At 56.8% G+C, this 16,606-nt stretch carries 11 protein-coding genes and 1 pseudogene; all 12 read right to left on the reverse strand.

Annotation, left to right across the window (positions count from 1 at the left end):
- Window positions 1–131: 131 nt before the first annotated feature.
- The 12 genes and pseudogenes from ACOMD9_RS19085 to ACOMD9_RS19140 all read right to left on the reverse strand — a co-directional run bounded on the left by ACOMD9_RS19085 (window position 132) and on the right by ACOMD9_RS19140 (window position 16,591).
- Window positions 132–1,058 (reverse strand): Rpn family recombination-promoting nuclease/putative transposase, encoded by a 927-nt coding sequence (locus ACOMD9_RS19085; protein ID WP_421417573.1) that lies wholly within the window; start codon window positions 1,056–1,058, stop codon window positions 132–134.
- Between the two features lie 356 nt (window positions 1,059–1,414).
- The gene (locus tag ACOMD9_RS19090; protein ID WP_421417574.1) at window positions 1,415–2,065 is read right to left on the reverse strand and encodes a hypothetical protein; all 651 of its coding nucleotides are present in this window, start codon (window positions 2,063–2,065) and stop codon (window positions 1,415–1,417) included.
- On the reverse strand, window positions 2,062–3,207 hold the full coding sequence (locus ACOMD9_RS19095; RefSeq protein WP_421417575.1) for a tetratricopeptide repeat protein: 1,146 nt from the start codon (window positions 3,205–3,207) through the stop codon (window positions 2,062–2,064). Before ACOMD9_RS19095 ends, ACOMD9_RS19090 begins: the two co-directional genes overlap by 4 nt.
- Window positions 3,208–3,334: 127 nt before the next feature.
- A complete protein-coding gene (locus ACOMD9_RS19100) occupies window positions 3,335–4,642 on the reverse strand; it encodes a hypothetical protein (RefSeq protein WP_421417576.1) in 1,308 nt (435 codons plus the stop codon).
- A gap of 208 nt (window positions 4,643–4,850) precedes the next feature.
- A pseudogene (locus ACOMD9_RS19105) lies at window positions 4,851–6,391 on the reverse strand (IS3 family transposase).
- Window positions 6,392–6,717: 326 nt separating this feature from the next.
- Window positions 6,718–7,992 (reverse strand): exopolysaccharide biosynthesis polyprenyl glycosylphosphotransferase, encoded by a 1,275-nt coding sequence (locus ACOMD9_RS19110; protein ID WP_421417577.1) that lies wholly within the window; start codon window positions 7,990–7,992, stop codon window positions 6,718–6,720.
- Window positions 7,982–9,109 (reverse strand): glycosyltransferase family 4 protein, encoded by a 1,128-nt coding sequence (locus ACOMD9_RS19115; protein WP_421417578.1) that lies wholly within the window; start codon window positions 9,107–9,109, stop codon window positions 7,982–7,984. The genes ACOMD9_RS19110 and ACOMD9_RS19115 overlap by 11 nt, the downstream gene beginning before the upstream one ends.
- Window positions 9,110–9,218: 109 nt before the next feature.
- On the reverse strand, window positions 9,219–10,283 hold the full coding sequence (locus ACOMD9_RS19120; protein WP_421417579.1) for a hypothetical protein: 1,065 nt from the start codon (window positions 10,281–10,283) through the stop codon (window positions 9,219–9,221).
- Between the two features lie 79 nt (window positions 10,284–10,362).
- Entirely contained in the window at window positions 10,363–11,346 is a 984-nt protein-coding gene (locus tag ACOMD9_RS19125; protein ID WP_421417580.1) for a glycosyltransferase, read from the reverse strand.
- Between the two features lie 195 nt (window positions 11,347–11,541).
- Entirely contained in the window at window positions 11,542–13,305 is a 1,764-nt protein-coding gene (locus ACOMD9_RS19130) for a hypothetical protein (protein ID WP_421417581.1), read from the reverse strand.
- Between the two features lie 133 nt (window positions 13,306–13,438).
- Window positions 13,439–14,143, reverse strand: coding sequence for a sulfotransferase (locus ACOMD9_RS19135; protein WP_421417582.1), 705 nt, complete (start codon window positions 14,141–14,143; stop codon window positions 13,439–13,441).
- Between the two features lie 63 nt (window positions 14,144–14,206).
- Window positions 14,207–16,591 carry a bifunctional glycosyltransferase/CDP-glycerol:glycerophosphate glycerophosphotransferase gene (locus ACOMD9_RS19140; RefSeq protein WP_421417583.1) on the reverse strand — a complete coding sequence of 795 codons (2,385 nt, stop codon included), beginning with the start codon at window positions 16,589–16,591 and terminating at the stop codon, window positions 14,207–14,209.
- Window positions 16,592–16,606 lie beyond the last annotated feature (15 nt).

A 16,606-nucleotide genomic window follows, 5' to 3' on the forward strand; every position in this document is an offset into this window, starting at 1 on the left:
TTGATGATTTCACCTGGATGAGGGGGATTGTGCATCAACATGGATAGTACCTCAGTGATAATCTTCGTAGTTCACTGAAGTTGACCGCCTCCATTGGCCCCCTTCAGATCAAGCCATGATCCGCCGTGGAATCAGTGCTTGTCTTCGGCGCGGAGCGCCTGGACTTCCGCGGTCGTCAGCCCAGTCGCCTCGGCGATCTGCTCGTCGGTGAGCACACCCAGCTTGATCAGGTTGCGGGCCGTCGCCTGATTCGCCTCAAGGCGCCCCTCCAGACGCTCCTTCTTCACCAGGTTCTCCAGATTTTCTGCCAGCATGTCTCTATCCTCCACCAAGCTATCCAGCCGCTCCAGGTTGACGCCGGCCCCGAGTCGCTTCAGGTGACGCTTCAGCCAGCGGGTGATGACTGGGTCAATCCGCGCCTTGAGAGGGTCCGCCTGGATGATCGCCACGATCCGATCGACGGCTTGCTGCAGTGCTTCCCAGCTCGAGGCGGCATTCTCGATACTGAAGATCCCACTCAAGGGCGTTTGCCGCTCGGCAAGCTCATCGTCAGTATAACGTCCCTCGTCGATCAGGTAATAGCGCAGGTGCGGCTGGTAGATCCGCAGGAAGCTCGGCGGTTCCGGCTGCACCATGTCGTACACGTCCTGCCGGGCGGTCCAGCGCTCCGAGCCGTTGTAGAGCACGATGGGCAGCACCGGCGGAAGCCCTTTGCCTGGGGTGGTGACCCGGGTCTTGAGCAGGTGATCGTAGAAGCACGCCACGTAGTGCATCAGCCGGATCGGCATGGTGCCGTCTACCGTCGACTGGAACTCCAGCAGGATGTACAGGAAGACCCGCTGGGTGATGCCGTTCCAGGTGATCTCCACCGACCACACCACGTCCTCGAACTTCTCCTCGAACAGCGGCGTGATGTAGTTGCCGCTATGGTTCGTCAGTGACGAGAAATCCATCAGCTCGGCGATCTCGGCAGGCGCAAAGCCCTCGATCAGCTGCTGGACGAACTCTGGGTAGCTGAACAGCTCCTTGTAGCCGGTGTCGTGGTGGTTGCTGGCCATGTGGGCTCTGCTTATCAAGTACTATACATACATACAGAGTATGGGAAGCCACGCCGCGCGGCAATGCGCAACACAGCGCGACCAGAGGTCTAGTCCAGCCCCCCCTGTGGGAGCCACGCTCTGCGGGGCGATTGCGGCGCGAAGCGGCGCTGGCGATGGTCTGAGACGTTGGCGGTTACCGCCAGGCGCCTGCGGCGCCGATCGCGCAGAAGATCTGCGCCCACAGGGCAGCCATCCGCTACATGGGTGGTCACCAACCCTGTGGGAGCCACGCTCCGCGGGGCGATTGCGGCGCGAAGCGTCGCCAGGCGGTTACCCCCAACCTCAGCGACATCCACCGAGGCGCCTGCGGCCCCTCACGTGACATGATCCAGCGCCCGCTGAAACGCCGAGTGACGGGGGTAGCGCTGCCGAACCCGAGACAGCAGCGCCTGACCAACGGCCGCTCTGCCCATGGCACTGGCCGTTTCCACGCAGACGGCAACGCAGGTCGCGGCACGATCGTAGGCCTTGCGGTGCCGGTTGGACACGATTCCATGGCAACGCTCCGTGGCCGTGTCACACAGCCACTCCAGCCATGCCGGTGGCTCCTGGGCCGACAGCGGGTAGCGTTGCCCGGCGTCCGCAAGGGCATGACCGAGCCGATCGGCGGCAGGCAGGGCGTCGCGATCGTGAGCCGAGGCGCCTGCCAACGGCGACTCATCGACATGCCAACTGCCGGCATTCGCCAGCTGCTGCCAGAGCGCCTGCGAGGCCGGTCCGATCGCCGCCGCCGCACGCCCCGTCAGGACCGTGGGCAGGCAAGCAAACAGCGCCCAGCGTGGACTATCACCCACTGACCACCCGACCGCCTGGTCACGCGCGGAGACGAGCGCCTTGGCCCGCTGCCCTTCCCCCACCAGCCACCAGGCCATCACGGCCAGAGGGGCCCACCGCTCGAACCGTGACGGGGTCATGAGGTCGCGGTCGCGATCGCTGGTGGCGGCCTGGGCTGCCGAATCCGTCACGTCCGCCGGCACGGGGGCCTTGCCCGTTCTGGCGGCTTCCTGGCGGCTTCGCTCAACCACAGCGCCGCCTCGCGCACCCTCTGCTCGCGGCGCTCTGCCTCTGTGAACGCCTCATGCAGGGTCAACAGCCGGTGGCCAGCAGGATTGGCCAGCAACGCCTCGAAGGCGATGGTCTCCCCATCGAGCACGCGGTGCGCGGGGTAGGCCGTCAGGATGCTATCCGCCAGGGCTGGCCAGATGCCGGCACCACGGGGAAAGTGCTGCAGTGCCTCCCGCCAGATGGCGGCCGCCTGGTCGGGTTCGCGCTGACGCACCGCGGCCCGCACCCAGTCCAGCCACAGCCGCGGCATCCTGGCACCCGCTTGCCGTGCCAGGCGGGCGATGCCGTCGATCCCCTCCCGGCGGGCCAGGGCCTCGCGCAGCCACATCGCTTCGAGGCTCGAGCGGGGATTCCCCAGCCCCTGCACCACTGCGTCGAGGAACCCGTCCCAGCCGGGCAGCGGCTCCAGCTCAACGCCGACAATCTCGCCCAGGGTGCAATAGCGCGACTCGGGCAGCGCGACAAGGCCGGAAAAGCGCACCTCCCCGGCCGCCTGCAGCATCGTGGCCACCTGCTGCGCCGGGGGCGTGGTCAGCAGCACCGCGCGGAGGTAGCGGGCCGCATGCTCCCGCGCCACGGCATCATCCACCTCTTCCAGGCAGGGGCAGTGGCCGTAGTCGTTCTCGATATCCACCATCTGCCAGATCGCGGCATAGGTATCACGCGCGGCTTGCGCATTCCCCCGGCGCAGCCGCTCGGCGGCCTCGTCCAACAGGGCGAACACCTCCGGCATCAGCGCCTGGAAAGGGCCACAGGCGTCCTCGTCATCCCACCAGTCCTGCGGCTCCGCCTCCGCGATCTCATGCAGCTCGGCCCGCAGGCGCTCCAGGCGCACTCCCAGGGCCCGAAGATCCGCAGGCAAGGCATCACAAGCCCCCGGTTCGGCACAGTGGTACCGGAGCCGATCGAGAAACGCCTGCCGTTGACGGGGGTGCTCCTCCTCCGCCAGGGCGATCAGCAGCCGGCGCAGGTCCTCGGCTGGCCTATCGGCCAGCAGCGCCTGCATTTGCGCATGGAAACTCTGTCGGCTCAGAGGGGGCATTGCCTTTCCTGATAACAATCACTGTGAGTGCCAGCGGCCATCGGGGAGTGCACCCAGAACCGCCATCGCCGCGGGCAATGCCGCGGCGATGGTCGTCTCTTCAGCGGTTCACTCTGTTTGCCACTCGCTAAGCTGCATCCCACACGCCATGGTTCTGCAGGAGATAACTGACCGTTTGAAACGATACCCCATATCGTTCAGCCGTATCCTCGATGAACTCTTCATTGACTGGTTGATTGCTGAGCTCTTCTTCCAGTGAACTGAACGGACACAGGAACTCCTGCGCAAAGGCACGCTGGAATCGCTGCCTCACGGTCTTGCTATCGGTAACCGGTAGCAGCCTGTCGTCGGGGGGGGCCAACAGTTCATCGGCCAGTATTCTCGCCAGCGCAAAGCGCTTGCCTGTCAATCTCTTGCGCTCCAGAGCGATCCTCAAGCCCCGTTCGGTTCTCATCGCCACCGGCAACCCATGCGGCGCCCCGCTCGACTCACTCAACACCTCCTTCGGAAGTTCAAGCAAATCGAGAAGCTGAGCGTCCAGAAGAGGGCCATCCCCCAGATTCCATTGCCGCCTGGCCATACGAGCGGCCTCTGCCGCTCTTCGCCAGGTAGGCTGATTGTGGGGAATGCGCTGTATGGCGCTTCGTAGCGCCTGCTCCTCCGGCGGCGCAGCACCAACGGGAGCACGAGCAGCCGTCAACTCCAGTCTTGCCAATACCTGCAAGCTGTCATGTCGGCCTTCCGCGGCCACCTCACTGACAGCTTCTCGCCCCAAGGTATCGAAGCGCTGTGTCAACTGGGACAGCAAGCCTTCCGGCCCTTCATCGACATCGAAGCCGAGCAGCGCTTCGAGTTTGCGCCAGATGGCAGCATCCGGATTGCGCCTTTCCTCCAGCACTGCATTCCAAAGGTCGATCAGGTCCTGGCGATAACGGCTGATGTCCAGGCGCTCACCCAAGCGGCTCATGAAGCCATCCACGCCACGCTCGAAGGCATCCGCTGTAATACTCTCTTCAAAGCGGGACAGGTAACGCACCGGCATGCCACCGCCTTTCAACTTCGCCGTGGGTTCGCATCGACAGAGAATGAAGTCACCATCGCTGCTGAACATCAGATTCGGCCAGGCAACACCCCCACCAATGGCTGGTAGGCAATGGCTCATCCGCCAATCATGGTCCGGCCGTTGCTGCTCTGGCTCCCAGCGCAGCCGCCACCAGTTGTGGGCCAGCCATTCGCCCAGCAGCTCAAGCGGTGCCACGACACGCTCACGCACCACACCGGTACCCAGGTCCTCTAGCTCAGTAGCCAACTGTCCATTGATAGACAACGACCACTCGGCTTTGCCTGCCTCGGTTCCTGCCGCAGCGGCTGGAAGACACCAGTCGGCTTGGATATGCATTCCGTCAGCCATCATGACCTCGCTGATGCCAGGCATCCAGGATCACTTGCCGCATCGGATCTCCTTCAGGCATAGGGTAGCCATGGTAGGTCCCTTGCTGCGAATTTTCCTATTGGGCCTCCAGTGGTATCCCATCCCGGCTCACTGACCATATATTCTGAGGATAGTCGTTCTTCTCTTGCCGGCTGACAAGGCCACGCCTGGCCCCTGCCTCGATGCCTGTCAAGCTAGTTGGAACATGGAATCAGGCGGCTTCTAACCGCTGATCGCGCTGTACCAGCGGGTCTTCCTGGTCCGGGTTCAGCCAGACCGTCCGGCGCGGTGACCAGTTGCGGGTGGCACCGCTCCACCGACCGGGATGTTGCCGTTTCGCCTCGGCATAGATGGCGTCTCGCCTTGCCAGCACCTCGTTATCCTGGCCGGCATGTCGTTCGCCCGGTGTGACGAACCGAATGGCGCTGTGGCGATGTTCGTGGTTGTACCAATGCACGAAGCCGGTCACCCAGCGCTGCGCCGCTGACAGGCTCTCGTAGCCGTCTATCGGGTAGTCGGGCCGGTACTTGCAGGTCCGAAACAGCGACTCCGAGAAGGCGTTGTCGTTGGAGACGCGGGGGCGGCTGTACGACGGGGTGATGTTCAGTCTCTGCAGTGTCGAGCCCTTCATGGCGGAGCCGTTGTCGGCGTGTAACACCAGCGGCTGGTTGATGCAGCTCTCACGCAGCACGGCGCGCTGGATGACCTCGCTGCTGTTGACCATGGACTCCTGGTCGAAGACCTCGGCATCGACGATCTTGCGGCTGTAGATGTCGACGATCATGTAGAGGTAGTAGAACTGTCCATGCACCTGGGTCGGCAAATACGTCACATCCCAGCTCCAACAGGTATTGGGGCGTGTCACGCGGTGTCGCTGAGGATCGCCCTTGGGGCGTGGGGCACGAGCGCGGCCACGATGGTGCTGTTCGCCATGCTCCCGGAGGATGCGGTAGTAGCTGGACTCTGACGCCACGTAGAGGCCTTCCTCGTCCAGCAGCCGCGGCACGATCTGCCCGGGCGGCAGGCTGGCGAACTCGGGACGATGGCAGATTTCCAGCACCTGCTGACGCTCCTCAGGCGACAGCGCATGGCGTGGAACAGGCCGCACGGCCTGAGGCCGGCGATCCCGATCGCCCCGTACCCAACGACGGTAGGTGTTGGTGCCGATGCCGAGCTCTGCGCACGCGGCCTGCAGGCGGGCTCCTTCGGTGCGCGCCTCGTCGATCAGCTGTACGGCGTCCTGGCGATCTGAAGTGCTGATCATTCGTCCTCGTCCCCCCAGATCGCTCGGGCCTTTTTTCTCAACGCCAGCAGCGCAGCGGTTTCCGCGAGGGCGGCCTCCTTGCGGCGGAGCTCACGTTTGAGTTCCTTGTTCTCCTGGCGCTCTGCCTTGCGGGCTTCACTCTGCTGCTTGGAGGCGGCATCGCTCCGGTCGTTGGCGCCTTCGCAGCTCGCCCGCCAGCGCTGGATCTGCTCAGGATAGAGGCCGCGCTGCCGGCAGTACTCGGCACGCTCGGCCTCACTGAGGGCCGCCGTTTCGAGCACGGCATGGAACTTGTCCTGCGAGCTCCAGCCCTCGGGATCATCGCTCTGGTCAGGCAGGAGACGGCCCGCTTGCCGAGCTTTCTTGCGCCAGTTGTACAGCGTCGCCGCGGAGATGCCTTCTTCCTGGGCCACCTCCGCCACCGTGCGGTTGTGCGGCGGGAGCAGCTTCTTGAGGATGGCTTCTCGGCGCTCGTCGGAGTACTTCATCGGAACCTCGTCACGCCCCACATCGTTCAGAGTCTAACAGCCGCTGAGGTTCCAACTAGCTTGACGGTGGGGGGCCTGCAACAGCTGCAGTGCTACCGTGCGTGTCATGATACCTGCCGTATCGCACAACGTCTTATCCGGCCTCGGTGCAGCGGGCGGGGTCAGCCCGAAATCTCCCGGATTCGACTTGTGTTCGGGGTTGCCGCCATAGCTCACCTGCTCGGCCAGCTCTGCACAGCGCTCATGACACAGCGTATCACGCAACGCTCGCTTCGGATTGAAGACCCCACGGCGCCTTGGCTTCACACCACCCCCTCCCTTGTCACCTACCTCGCCCCGAACCCGGTAAACAGGATCCGCACCGTCTTCAGGCTGATCAGCACGTCGATCCACAGCGAGAAGTGCTTGATGTAGTAGAAGTCGTACTGCAGCTTCTTCGACATGCCGTCCACCTCGGCGGCGTAGCCCTGCTCCACCTGGGCCCAGCCGGTGATGCCCGGGCGCACCACATGGCGGTAGCTGAAGAACGGCACGTCCTGCTCGTACCACTCGGAGAGCGAAGCCGACTCGGGCCGCGGGCCGATGAAACTCATCTCCCCCTTCAGGATGTTGAAGATCTGCGGCAGCTCGTCGATGCGATACTTGCGGATCCACATGCCAACCCGGGTGATCCGCGGGTCATCCTCGGAGATGGTGAAGTCCTCGCCGCTCATGTCGTGATACATGCTGCGGAACTTGTACATCAGGAAGGGCCGCTGGCGATAGCCCATGCGCGGCTGCAGGAACAGCACCGGCCCGGGGCTGTCGCGCTTGATCAGGATGGCCACCACCGCCATCAGTGGCAGCAGCAGCGGCAGCAGCAGCAAGGCCCCGAGGAGATCCACCACTCGCTTGAAGCCGACATATGCCAACGAGGGCAGCAGGCTGCCGAACTCGTTCTCGGAAAGGCGATCGATCTGCACGCGGCCGGAGAGCGACTCCGATATCTGCCGAACGTGGTAGACGGGGATATGACTCAACGTGCAGCGGGCCAGGAACCGCTCCCACTCGGGGGGGAGATCAGTGGCGCGCAGGTCGGCGACCACGCCATCGTAGCGCACGCCCTCCAGATCGGTGGAATCCAGCATCCTGAGATCCACCTGCCGGGAGCCCAGCAGTCGCTTGGTATCGCCGAACGGCACCAGCGCCAGCTTCAGCCTGCGGAAGCGCCGGCCGATGAAGTACCCCACGAAGAACCACGCCAGGCTGACCAGGTAGCCCCCGAAAAGCACCTGGCGCGTGTAGCCCTCGCGGGTGAAGAACAGTATCGCCACCGCGATCAGGAAGGCGATCGATACCGTGGGCATGATGTAGGCGGCCAACTGGGCCCCCGGGAAGCGCGCCATGCGCCGCAACGTGAGTGCCGACGCCACGAAGGCCAGAGCGATGGCGATGATGGTGTTGGTGCGCACGTCCGGCAGGTAGTGCCAGAATCCCCAGCCCCAACGTTCCAGCGAGGGCAGGCCGATGACCAGGGGCAGGCCCACCAGCAGGTGAACCCCCAGGCCCAGCAACAGGACCTCATACCACCGGGAGTGGCGGCGCTCGTACTCACGCTTCATTCGTTACCAGTGCCAGTATGTCGGTGGCCATCTCATCCATGATCCGGTCTCGGCGCCATTTCGCCACGAAGGCCGGCCGCGGGCGTGAGTGTATCTCAAGTCGTTCCAGTGCCGCGAGCGCCCCCTCCACGTCGCAGGGGGGGAACACCGCCGCATTGTCGATCTCGTGCTCCACGAAGCTGGCGGGGTACCCGGCCACACCGGCCCAGATCGGCTTGCCGGTCGCCGCGTACTCGAACAGCTTGGAGGGCAGCACGCGGGTAAAGGAGGGAATGTCATCCAGATGCAGGAACAGCACATCGGCATGCCGGTACCTGTCGAGCAGCTGCTCCCTGGGCAGTGGGGCTTGCAGCTCCACATTGGTGACACCGCGCTCCTCCAGTGCCTGCTCGAGGCTGGCACGAGCGCCACCATCGCCGATCACCAGGAACTCGGCTCGTCCAGCCAGCCGGGCCGCCAGCCCCGGCAGAATATGCTCCAGCCCCTGGCCGGCCCCCAGGTTGCCGGCATATAGCACCTTCAAGGGCCCACCCGCCGGCGGTTGGTCGGCAGGCGTGAACCTGCCCTGCTCCACCGCCTCGACGAACAGCGAATCGATCCCGTTGGTATGCCAGGTGAACTGCTGGCGTGGGTAGCGAGAGGCGAAATAGGATTCGAACCCCCGCGAGACCAGGTTCACCCGGTCAGCACGACCCAGCGCCCAACGCTCGAGCCTGGCGAATACCGGAGCCAGCAGCCGCCCAGTGCCCAGCGGTAACACATGGGGCAGGTTGTCGACGAAGACGTCGCGAATATCCTGATGGAGTCGAGCCGTACTGCGCCCTGCCACCCAACGCCCCAGCACGGAGGTCATCAGCCGCGACGAACTGGCGATCACCACGTCGTAGTCCTGCCCATTAATGAGCTGGCGAACCTGAAGTGCATAGGAAGCAAACGCCCGGGCCTGCGAGACCATACCGCGCCCACCACCCGAGACTGCGCACCGGTTAATGGTCACCCTGCCATCCACGGTAACAGACTGGCACGAGTCCTTCCCACCCTCCTTGAAGCGATTTGGGAGAGTAGTGATGACCTGCAGCTCACTTCCTTCGGGAAGCCGATGTTCCAGCGCTCTCACCAAGGCCTCAGCGCGAAAGGCACCAGCGCTAATATCTGAAGGATAATAAAAACTTAACAACAAGACCTTAATTGGCTTTACATAACTAGACAATAGCGGGCCTAAATAGTCAAAGATAACGATTAAGAGCGGAAGCAGCTTGAGCAGCCCCAGTTAAGGCAACAGGAGGATTCTTTATAACTTCAATTAACTCATCAGCATAATTCAAAAAAAGACCTTCATCCAAAACACTACGGGATATTTTGACAGCATTAGCTACACGGTGAACCCAAGTGGTCAGAGATGTCACGTCTGGCCAGCCACTCCTCTCTACGTACAATATTGAAGTACCAGCTGCTGCAGCCTCAACAAACATACCATAGCCTGGCTTGGTAATTAGAATTTCGCATGTTGCGATTAAATCAACGTATAGAAACGGCAAATCTTGAGCGATAAAGCTGTTGGGGATTTGTCCGTGAGAAATTTCCGGTATCAGATAATAAACTTCCCTACCATGCCATTGTTGAGGCCAGCGAGCCAAGTTCAACGGTTGATCAAAGCCACCCATTCCCACCAAAATTAGACAAGACGTCTCTTCAATGTCAAGATATTTCTTAAGTTGAATATTACGATCACATCCCATACGCCCCACAGGACCTATACGCTTTATGTTATTTAGCCACGGCATCACCATTCCCGGCTCTGGCACCAAAAACTCATTTGCACCTTGATATATTCTTCTCACCATATCAATCCAGAGCTTCTGCCTTGGAAAATAGTGATGGATTACATCAGCCCAGTTAAGTGAACACATCGCAACAGACGGTATACCAACTTCCTGAGCAGCAGCCAAAGGCAGGTACGGAACATCTGATAAAACGAGCGAAATATTATAATCCACAAGGTCTTGAGACAAATTATCAATTCTTGAATTCCAGCCTCTGTGTAATTCTCTATAGCTACAAAGACTAGCGCTCCAGTCAACATTCAGTGCATCACGCATTCGCATACCCACGTCATGCTCACCATAAACATGATGAAAAGGGATATTAATCCAATCTTCAAGAACTGGGTAAGGCAAGGGCGTGAAAACAGTAAGAGACAAGTCAGGTGACATAAAATACAATTCATCAAGAACAGCGCTTACTTGACTCAAATGACCCAGACCATGACCTGAAATAAATACTCCCAACATTCAAAAGCGCTCATTAAGCCCAACAAAGGAAACGAAAAAACGAGCAACCAAAAGGCCTTTCATAAAAATTTGCTAAAACTCATATCAGTCCGCCACAAGACAACCTGTATACATCAATGAGTATCTTGCTTTCATTTTCCCAGTTGAATTCTTTAAAAAAAGCCTCACCTTCATTTGACAAAATTTCTCTATAAATATCATCATCATGGAGTAATTGCAAGGCCCCATAGAGCTCAACGGTATTATCAGGTTGTATCCATACCCCCCCTTTCCCTCTTACAAAAGACCTCCAACATTCAAAGTCGCTTGCAACGAATGGCAGCCGCCAAGCCATATATTCGAATAGCTTACTAGGCCTAGCTGATGAATGATCGCCTACATCAGCCAGTATGGCTAAACCAACATCCGCCTTTGCCATGTGCGCGTAAACGACCTCCTGGGTTTGCAAACCCATATAGTCAACAAATGACCAGCTAGCTAGCTTTTTTGCTTCATCAAGACAGGGAGATAATTCGGGACCAATAAGCCACAAGCGCGTTGGAATATTATTATCGTTTAACTTTTTTACGACTTCCAGCATGACAAATAACCCTCTGTCCCTAGATACACCCCCAGCATATAACAGATAATAAACTGCAGGATCTTTATTAAGACCTGCAGTTAATGACTCGACTTTACTCTTGACTCGCGCAGGGATGAAAGGAGCGTTTCTGAGCAGATAGGTACGTTTGGAAAAGCGCACCAGTTGATTTTCCTGGGTTACAAATGTCCCGTCTACGAGGTAACTCAGAAGCCGCTCTGATGACGAAACAAACAAGCCAATCGGTTTACGAAGATAACAAGGAATCCATCCGCGCGAAAGCAAGCGCCTTGAGTAGTCTTCATGTGTATCGTAGAAGACATGCTTCCCCAACATACGTAAGAAAAACGCTAAAGGAATCATGTCGGGATTGTGTAAATGGTAGATATCTGCTCGAAAGCGAATTGCAATCCAAAGCACCATAGGCAGCTTCAGAAAGCGTTTTAGACGCCCCTTTGCAGAAGGAGCACTAATATATCTCACACCGTTTCTCGAGACCGGGTGCTCGCATTGCATCAACGCTGTTACCGAGTATCCTTCCTGAGCGAGAACCTCTGCTTCCCTGACAACACGGTTCCCCCAGTTTCTGTGTACCGGAGCAACCACCAGAACTCTGGTTGACCTTTTCAATCAATGCATCCCGTTATTAAAACTAATACAAGTGGTTGCAGTCAACAGTCAATGGACGTTGCTATCCAACTCCTGCTCTGACTCCTGTTGCACCACAAAGTCCTCAAGCGTCTTCCACAATTGTGTTGCTGTTTGAACTGACACTTCTAGCCTTTGATTCTTGACATGCTGCTCAAGCTCGTATGTCAGCGCCGCCAGCACCAGATGCTCGGATGGATAATTACGCAGCAACTCTCGATGATTACAGGCATGTTGGTGGGCCTGAATTAATTGTTCAAGAGCCTTGTCCCCCACTGGCCACCCCGCACCAGCCGGCTCCAAGCTCCACTTTTCCCAGTGTAGCAAACACAAGCTCCCAGAGGGCTCAGCTTGCCACAACGCACCGGGCTTTACTGATGGATTGTGGATAACGAGAGGCAATGCGCTCAGAAGATCGCGTAAATCCTGCCAATACCGCCTCAGTCCCTCAAGGGCCTGCGCTTGCTTCGATGTGACGACCGCTACTGCAAGTCGCTCCAACCAGACAAGACTCATCCTCTGAGGCAGAGTCGACATGGACCGAAGATAACGCGCCATCAAGGGACTTTGCATTTCTACTAACAGCAATTGAGAATACACCCGGACGAGTCCAGAACGATGATGCCGCCCAGTTACTACTTTTCCCGGCTCAAGCCGGTATACGCCACAGGGAAAAGAGTCAAACTTTGATGCCCCCAGAAAATCAGGGGCTGGAAGGTCCTTGGGCGCATCCGCAAGCAATGTTGCCTCATGCTGGGCCGCGCCTGCGCGTTTATGTGCATACAACTTCAACAGCAATACAGAGGCATCCTCCCGATAAGTAAACACGCCTATGTCAGGGGTGGCCGGCTGCAGCCATTTCAACGCATTGCCGACCTCCTCCTGCTCAGGCGTATCAACATCGCAAAACTCCTGCATAAGTGGTGCAGTCCATTTACCCCGTTCTCCGGGAGCCAAGTGTTGCCAAAATGACCCCGGCTGGTCCGCAACTACTCTCAACAAAGGGCGCCCATGAAAAAAAATTGCATCCAGCTTTTCGCGCTGGCTATAAAGACGGTACAACCCTCCTACCCCTGCGGCAACGCGACCGAAGGACTGACGCCCTGCAAGAATCGAGAGGATGGCCACAAGAATTCCGGGGGGTTGAAGCAAGACAAAATCAACAACCAGGTACCCGAATACTGTAAAAAAACCTAGTGCACTGAGGTTGCCCATGAAACCGTTCAGGTTAGAGCTAACCCAGTCGCGTGCGCCTTCACTACGCGAGCAACAAGCCAGCACCAGCATGGCTGTTAAAGCCAGATAGCCACTCATGACCATTGCCATTTCAGGGTATAACCACGCCAAGGTGATCAGTGCCAGCAGGCAGAACACCAGCCCTGCCAAGGCTCTGGCAAACCCTTGGTAGGCTCCCTCGGCAATTTGATTCTGATTCTCAAACAGCACCAGCTTCTGGCTGCGCTCCATGAGCAAGTGGGCCGCGCCAGTAGTAACCCAGTCAATCAGACGCTCGGAGAGCGCATGAGCCAAGAAGAAGCCCACCGTTGCTACCCCTAGCAACACCACCAAGAGATCACGATCAAACTGGGCGAATGATGGCGGAAAGTAACGGGGCATCCCTTCAGACCCAAGCAAAATTACAATCTTAAGGGGCAAGAAAAAAGCCAACAGATGGGAAACCTGTGAAAACAAAGTCAGTAGCACGACGAGCAACGTCCTAAAGGGCACCACGTAAGCGAACTTGGCACCCAAGGAAACCAGCCAGCGTCCGGCTTTTACCTCATAAACAGTCAAGAGAAAATCACTCCAAAAAATACCCCGGAACTAGAAGCGGGCTCGTGTGAGAAACGATATTTTTTGCCATTATTCTAGCTATATTCCCTTACCAATAAAACCAATAACACTGATCTTTAAAAAACCAAACAACTTATAAAAACATCCACTCGTAATCCGTGCCCTCAAAAGCAGAAACCAGCTCATTATAATTATTCAATCGATCAGATTTCGACTTAGATTCTTGCTTTTCGATTGCCTTATCGATTTGTTGGACAGGCACACCCAGAAAGCGTTGTATGTCACCAGTTCTCTCAAACCAATCTACCACCAAGTCTTCATAATAGACATGAAGGTATGGGTTGTTCGAAAAACGCTTTGACAACTGTGCCTCTATTTTATATTCGTTTTTGATTCGCTCTCGCCACCAGCTCACGGGAAAGTCTAATTGATGTAGTTCATACTCATTGCTTTCTGAGTGCTTTAGAAAAGAACCTGTCGCATTTGCAACTTCAAGACTAATCAACCTATCAACTTTATTTCTTCTTTCCAAATGAATCACTTTTACTTTTTCTTTAACCAGATAGCGCCACACGGATTTGGCAGGCTTTTTGGTTGCCTGGTGCGCGAAAAGTTTGAATCCGGCAGCCACAATAGAACTCTTTTTAAACTGATTCTCATAATACTGATGAGCCCGGCTTGCACCATCAAAATCAAAAACATCATTATAAACATTCTTATTATACAACTCTCCTACTACACTCACAAAATTATTCTGCTTAAGTGAAAACTTTAACAAATTACTACCGCAACGCCCCTGACCCACAATAACGAACGGTTGTGCTTCACGTTTATTCACAAAGACCTCCTGAAAAAATCGATCGAGAATTAAAAACTACCACTGGGAAAAAACTGGGACACCTTATTGATGCGCCTTTCCAGCGATTCTCTTCCCATTGGTATGTGCTTGGGAAAAGTCCTCAATCACCGACTGATAGATACGCTCACAGTTTCTGCCATCGCGGTAGGTGAACAGCTTTGTTAGCCGCTCACGCTTATCTTTTGCCATCTCGCAGCCATTTTCGAGGCATTGCTGTAACTGCTCAAGCAAGGATTCCTCGGTAGTAACCAGTTCAAGAGCCAGGTCACGCTCATAATCAAGGTGCGGCGGCCCCGGTGGCTGGGCTTCCCACTCATAGCGGTCAAACATATAACCCAGCACTGGCTTTTCCTGATAAAAGAAATCATACATCACACTCGAATAATCGGTGATCAGCAAATCCGCCTCGCGAATCAGATGATGAAGCGGTTGATCCAGGTCGCGTATGACATGAACCCGGGGGGAGCTTTTATCAAACTCTTCAATGAAGTGCATCATGTTGAAATGGGGCCGGAAATACAGCTCCATATCGTATTGGTCCAACAACTTCGCCAATCGCGAGCTGGTAATGAAGCTATTCCAGGCGTAATAGTAGCGGCTTGCATTGATCTGGTCCTGTCCACGGAGCCAGCGACGCCAGGTGGGTGCGACCAGAATCTTACGGGAACGCTCTGTGCCGCGGCAACTAGGCAGAGCATCCAGGCGGGCTATGCCGGTCAGCTTAACTTGGTCGGGGGTGAACCCATAATGCTCGCTGAAGAAAGACTTTTCGAAACCATTGGAGGCAATCACCTGAGAAAAATAAGGGTAATTTGCCTTGGTGTAGGTCATGGTCTTGTTACCAGCCACACCGTGCTGCAGGAATACGTTCAGCGTCTTGCGGCGAAGGCGCGGAAAAGCTTCTGCCGGGTAGTTCATGCCCCTGAAGCTGTCTGTGGACAGCATTACGGTGGCACGCCACAGCAACCACGCGTGTTTCCATGAGTATTGCGGTACAACATTACCCAAAGGCGCTACGATGTTCCAATGTGGCGAATTACGATTGAGCACATAGAACACGGGAAGCTTCGGATGTATTTCCCGAAGGTACTTGAAGAAAAAGTAACCGTTGTCCTCGGCGCTGCTGGCAACCCGCTCATCCATCAGCCAGATGTCTTCGTTTGGCTGCAGCGTGCCAGCCAACTTGGCGAACGGCGCGACCGCAAAATACTTGAGCATCGGAAGTCCCTTGACCCTGGAAGCCAGCCTCAAGACCTTCGCAGCCGCCAGACTGAGGCGGGAAGCCACGAGAAATACCCGAGAATTCTGAATCTGCTGGACCTTTTCAAACCGCGCGAGTCCCTGAAACTGCATCCGCATCATGGGGTCAAGAAGCTGCGCCTTGACAGCTTCCGACTCCAGCAAGGCAAGATAACGGGGATTACGTGGGGCATTTTCATAGGCGATAAGGGCATCGTACTCGTGCCCGCTAAGCATGATGATGCGTACCTGCTCCCGGAGGGAATAATCCTCTTCAGACCGCATGTCTTCCGACGTCAACCGGGTTACAAGGCGTCCAACAATCCGGAAAATCTGTAACTGCTCATCGTAAGGGGATTGCCTGATCACCTTCAGGAAGCGGTTGCCTACAAGCTTTCTGACTTCGGAACGCAAAAGACGCTGATAAATAGCCTGGGCCTGGTGGTAGGTAAATGCCTCCGAAAGACCCTCCGTGACCGACACCCGATCCTCGAAAAACTGAGAGGATATGCGGCTCGTTCGGGAGTCATCACGCCCGCGATAGTTATAAACCACCTCCGGCAAGATGGTGATCGCTTCGCAGTTCAGATACATCCTGGCCATAAAATCCAGGTCTTCACCAGCCGTACCTTCCGGAAAGCGAATGCTGTGCATCTCCAAAGTTTCGCGACGGATAAGCCGGTTACAGGCACTGATATCCTGTATCAGGGTAGGCATCTCATGAATCGTGGTTCGTTCAATCAGGCGATTGAACTCCCGCTGATGCACAGGGACGCCAACCCAAGTGCGCCAATGGCTAAAAGACTGCTGAATCCCGCACACCATATCACTGCCATACTGTTCCGCAGCGTTGACCATACGCTTTAATGAATCAGCTGGTAGCGTGTCATCCGAGTCCAGAAACGAAACATAGCGACCCCTGGCATACTCCAACGCCAGATTGCGTGCAGCACCTTGCCGCTTTCGCTGCTGGTTGAAGACGTGAACGTTCGAATGTTTACCCGCGAATTCTTCGGCAATCTCAAGACTGCCATCTGTCGACCCGTCGTCGACAATCAGCACCTCCACCTCTCGCAAGGTTTGGTTCAGAGCGGAATCAATGGACTCTCGGAGATAGGTTTCGGTATTGAAGACTGGAATAATTACCGAAACCAGAGGTTCTGTAGTTACTGGATTTATCACTGTCACTCGACTTTTGATTTG

It is taken from the genome of Halomonas terrestris (assembly GCF_049166755.1).
In the GTDB taxonomy this organism is placed as follows: domain Bacteria; phylum Pseudomonadota; class Gammaproteobacteria; order Pseudomonadales; family Halomonadaceae; genus Halomonas.

Excerpts from the sequence above, each read along its gene's own strand:
- ACOMD9_RS19085 (WP_421417573.1), bottom strand. The coding sequence starts at position 1,058 with ATGGCCAGCAACCACCACGACACCGGCTACAAGGAGCTGTTCAGCTAC.
- ACOMD9_RS19095 (WP_421417575.1), bottom strand. The coding sequence starts at position 3,207 with ATGCCCCCTCTGAGCCGACAGAGTTTCCATGCGCAAATGCAGGCGCTG.
- ACOMD9_RS19100 (WP_421417576.1), bottom strand. The coding sequence starts at position 4,642 with ATGCCTGGCATCAGCGAGGTCATGATGGCTGACGGAATGCATATCCAA.
- ACOMD9_RS19110 (WP_421417577.1), bottom strand. The coding sequence starts at position 7,992 with ATGAAGCGTGAGTACGAGCGCCGCCACTCCCGGTGGTATGAGGTCCTG.
- ACOMD9_RS19120 (WP_421417579.1), bottom strand. The coding sequence starts at position 10,283 with ATGTTGGGAGTATTTATTTCAGGTCATGGTCTGGGTCATTTGAGTCAA.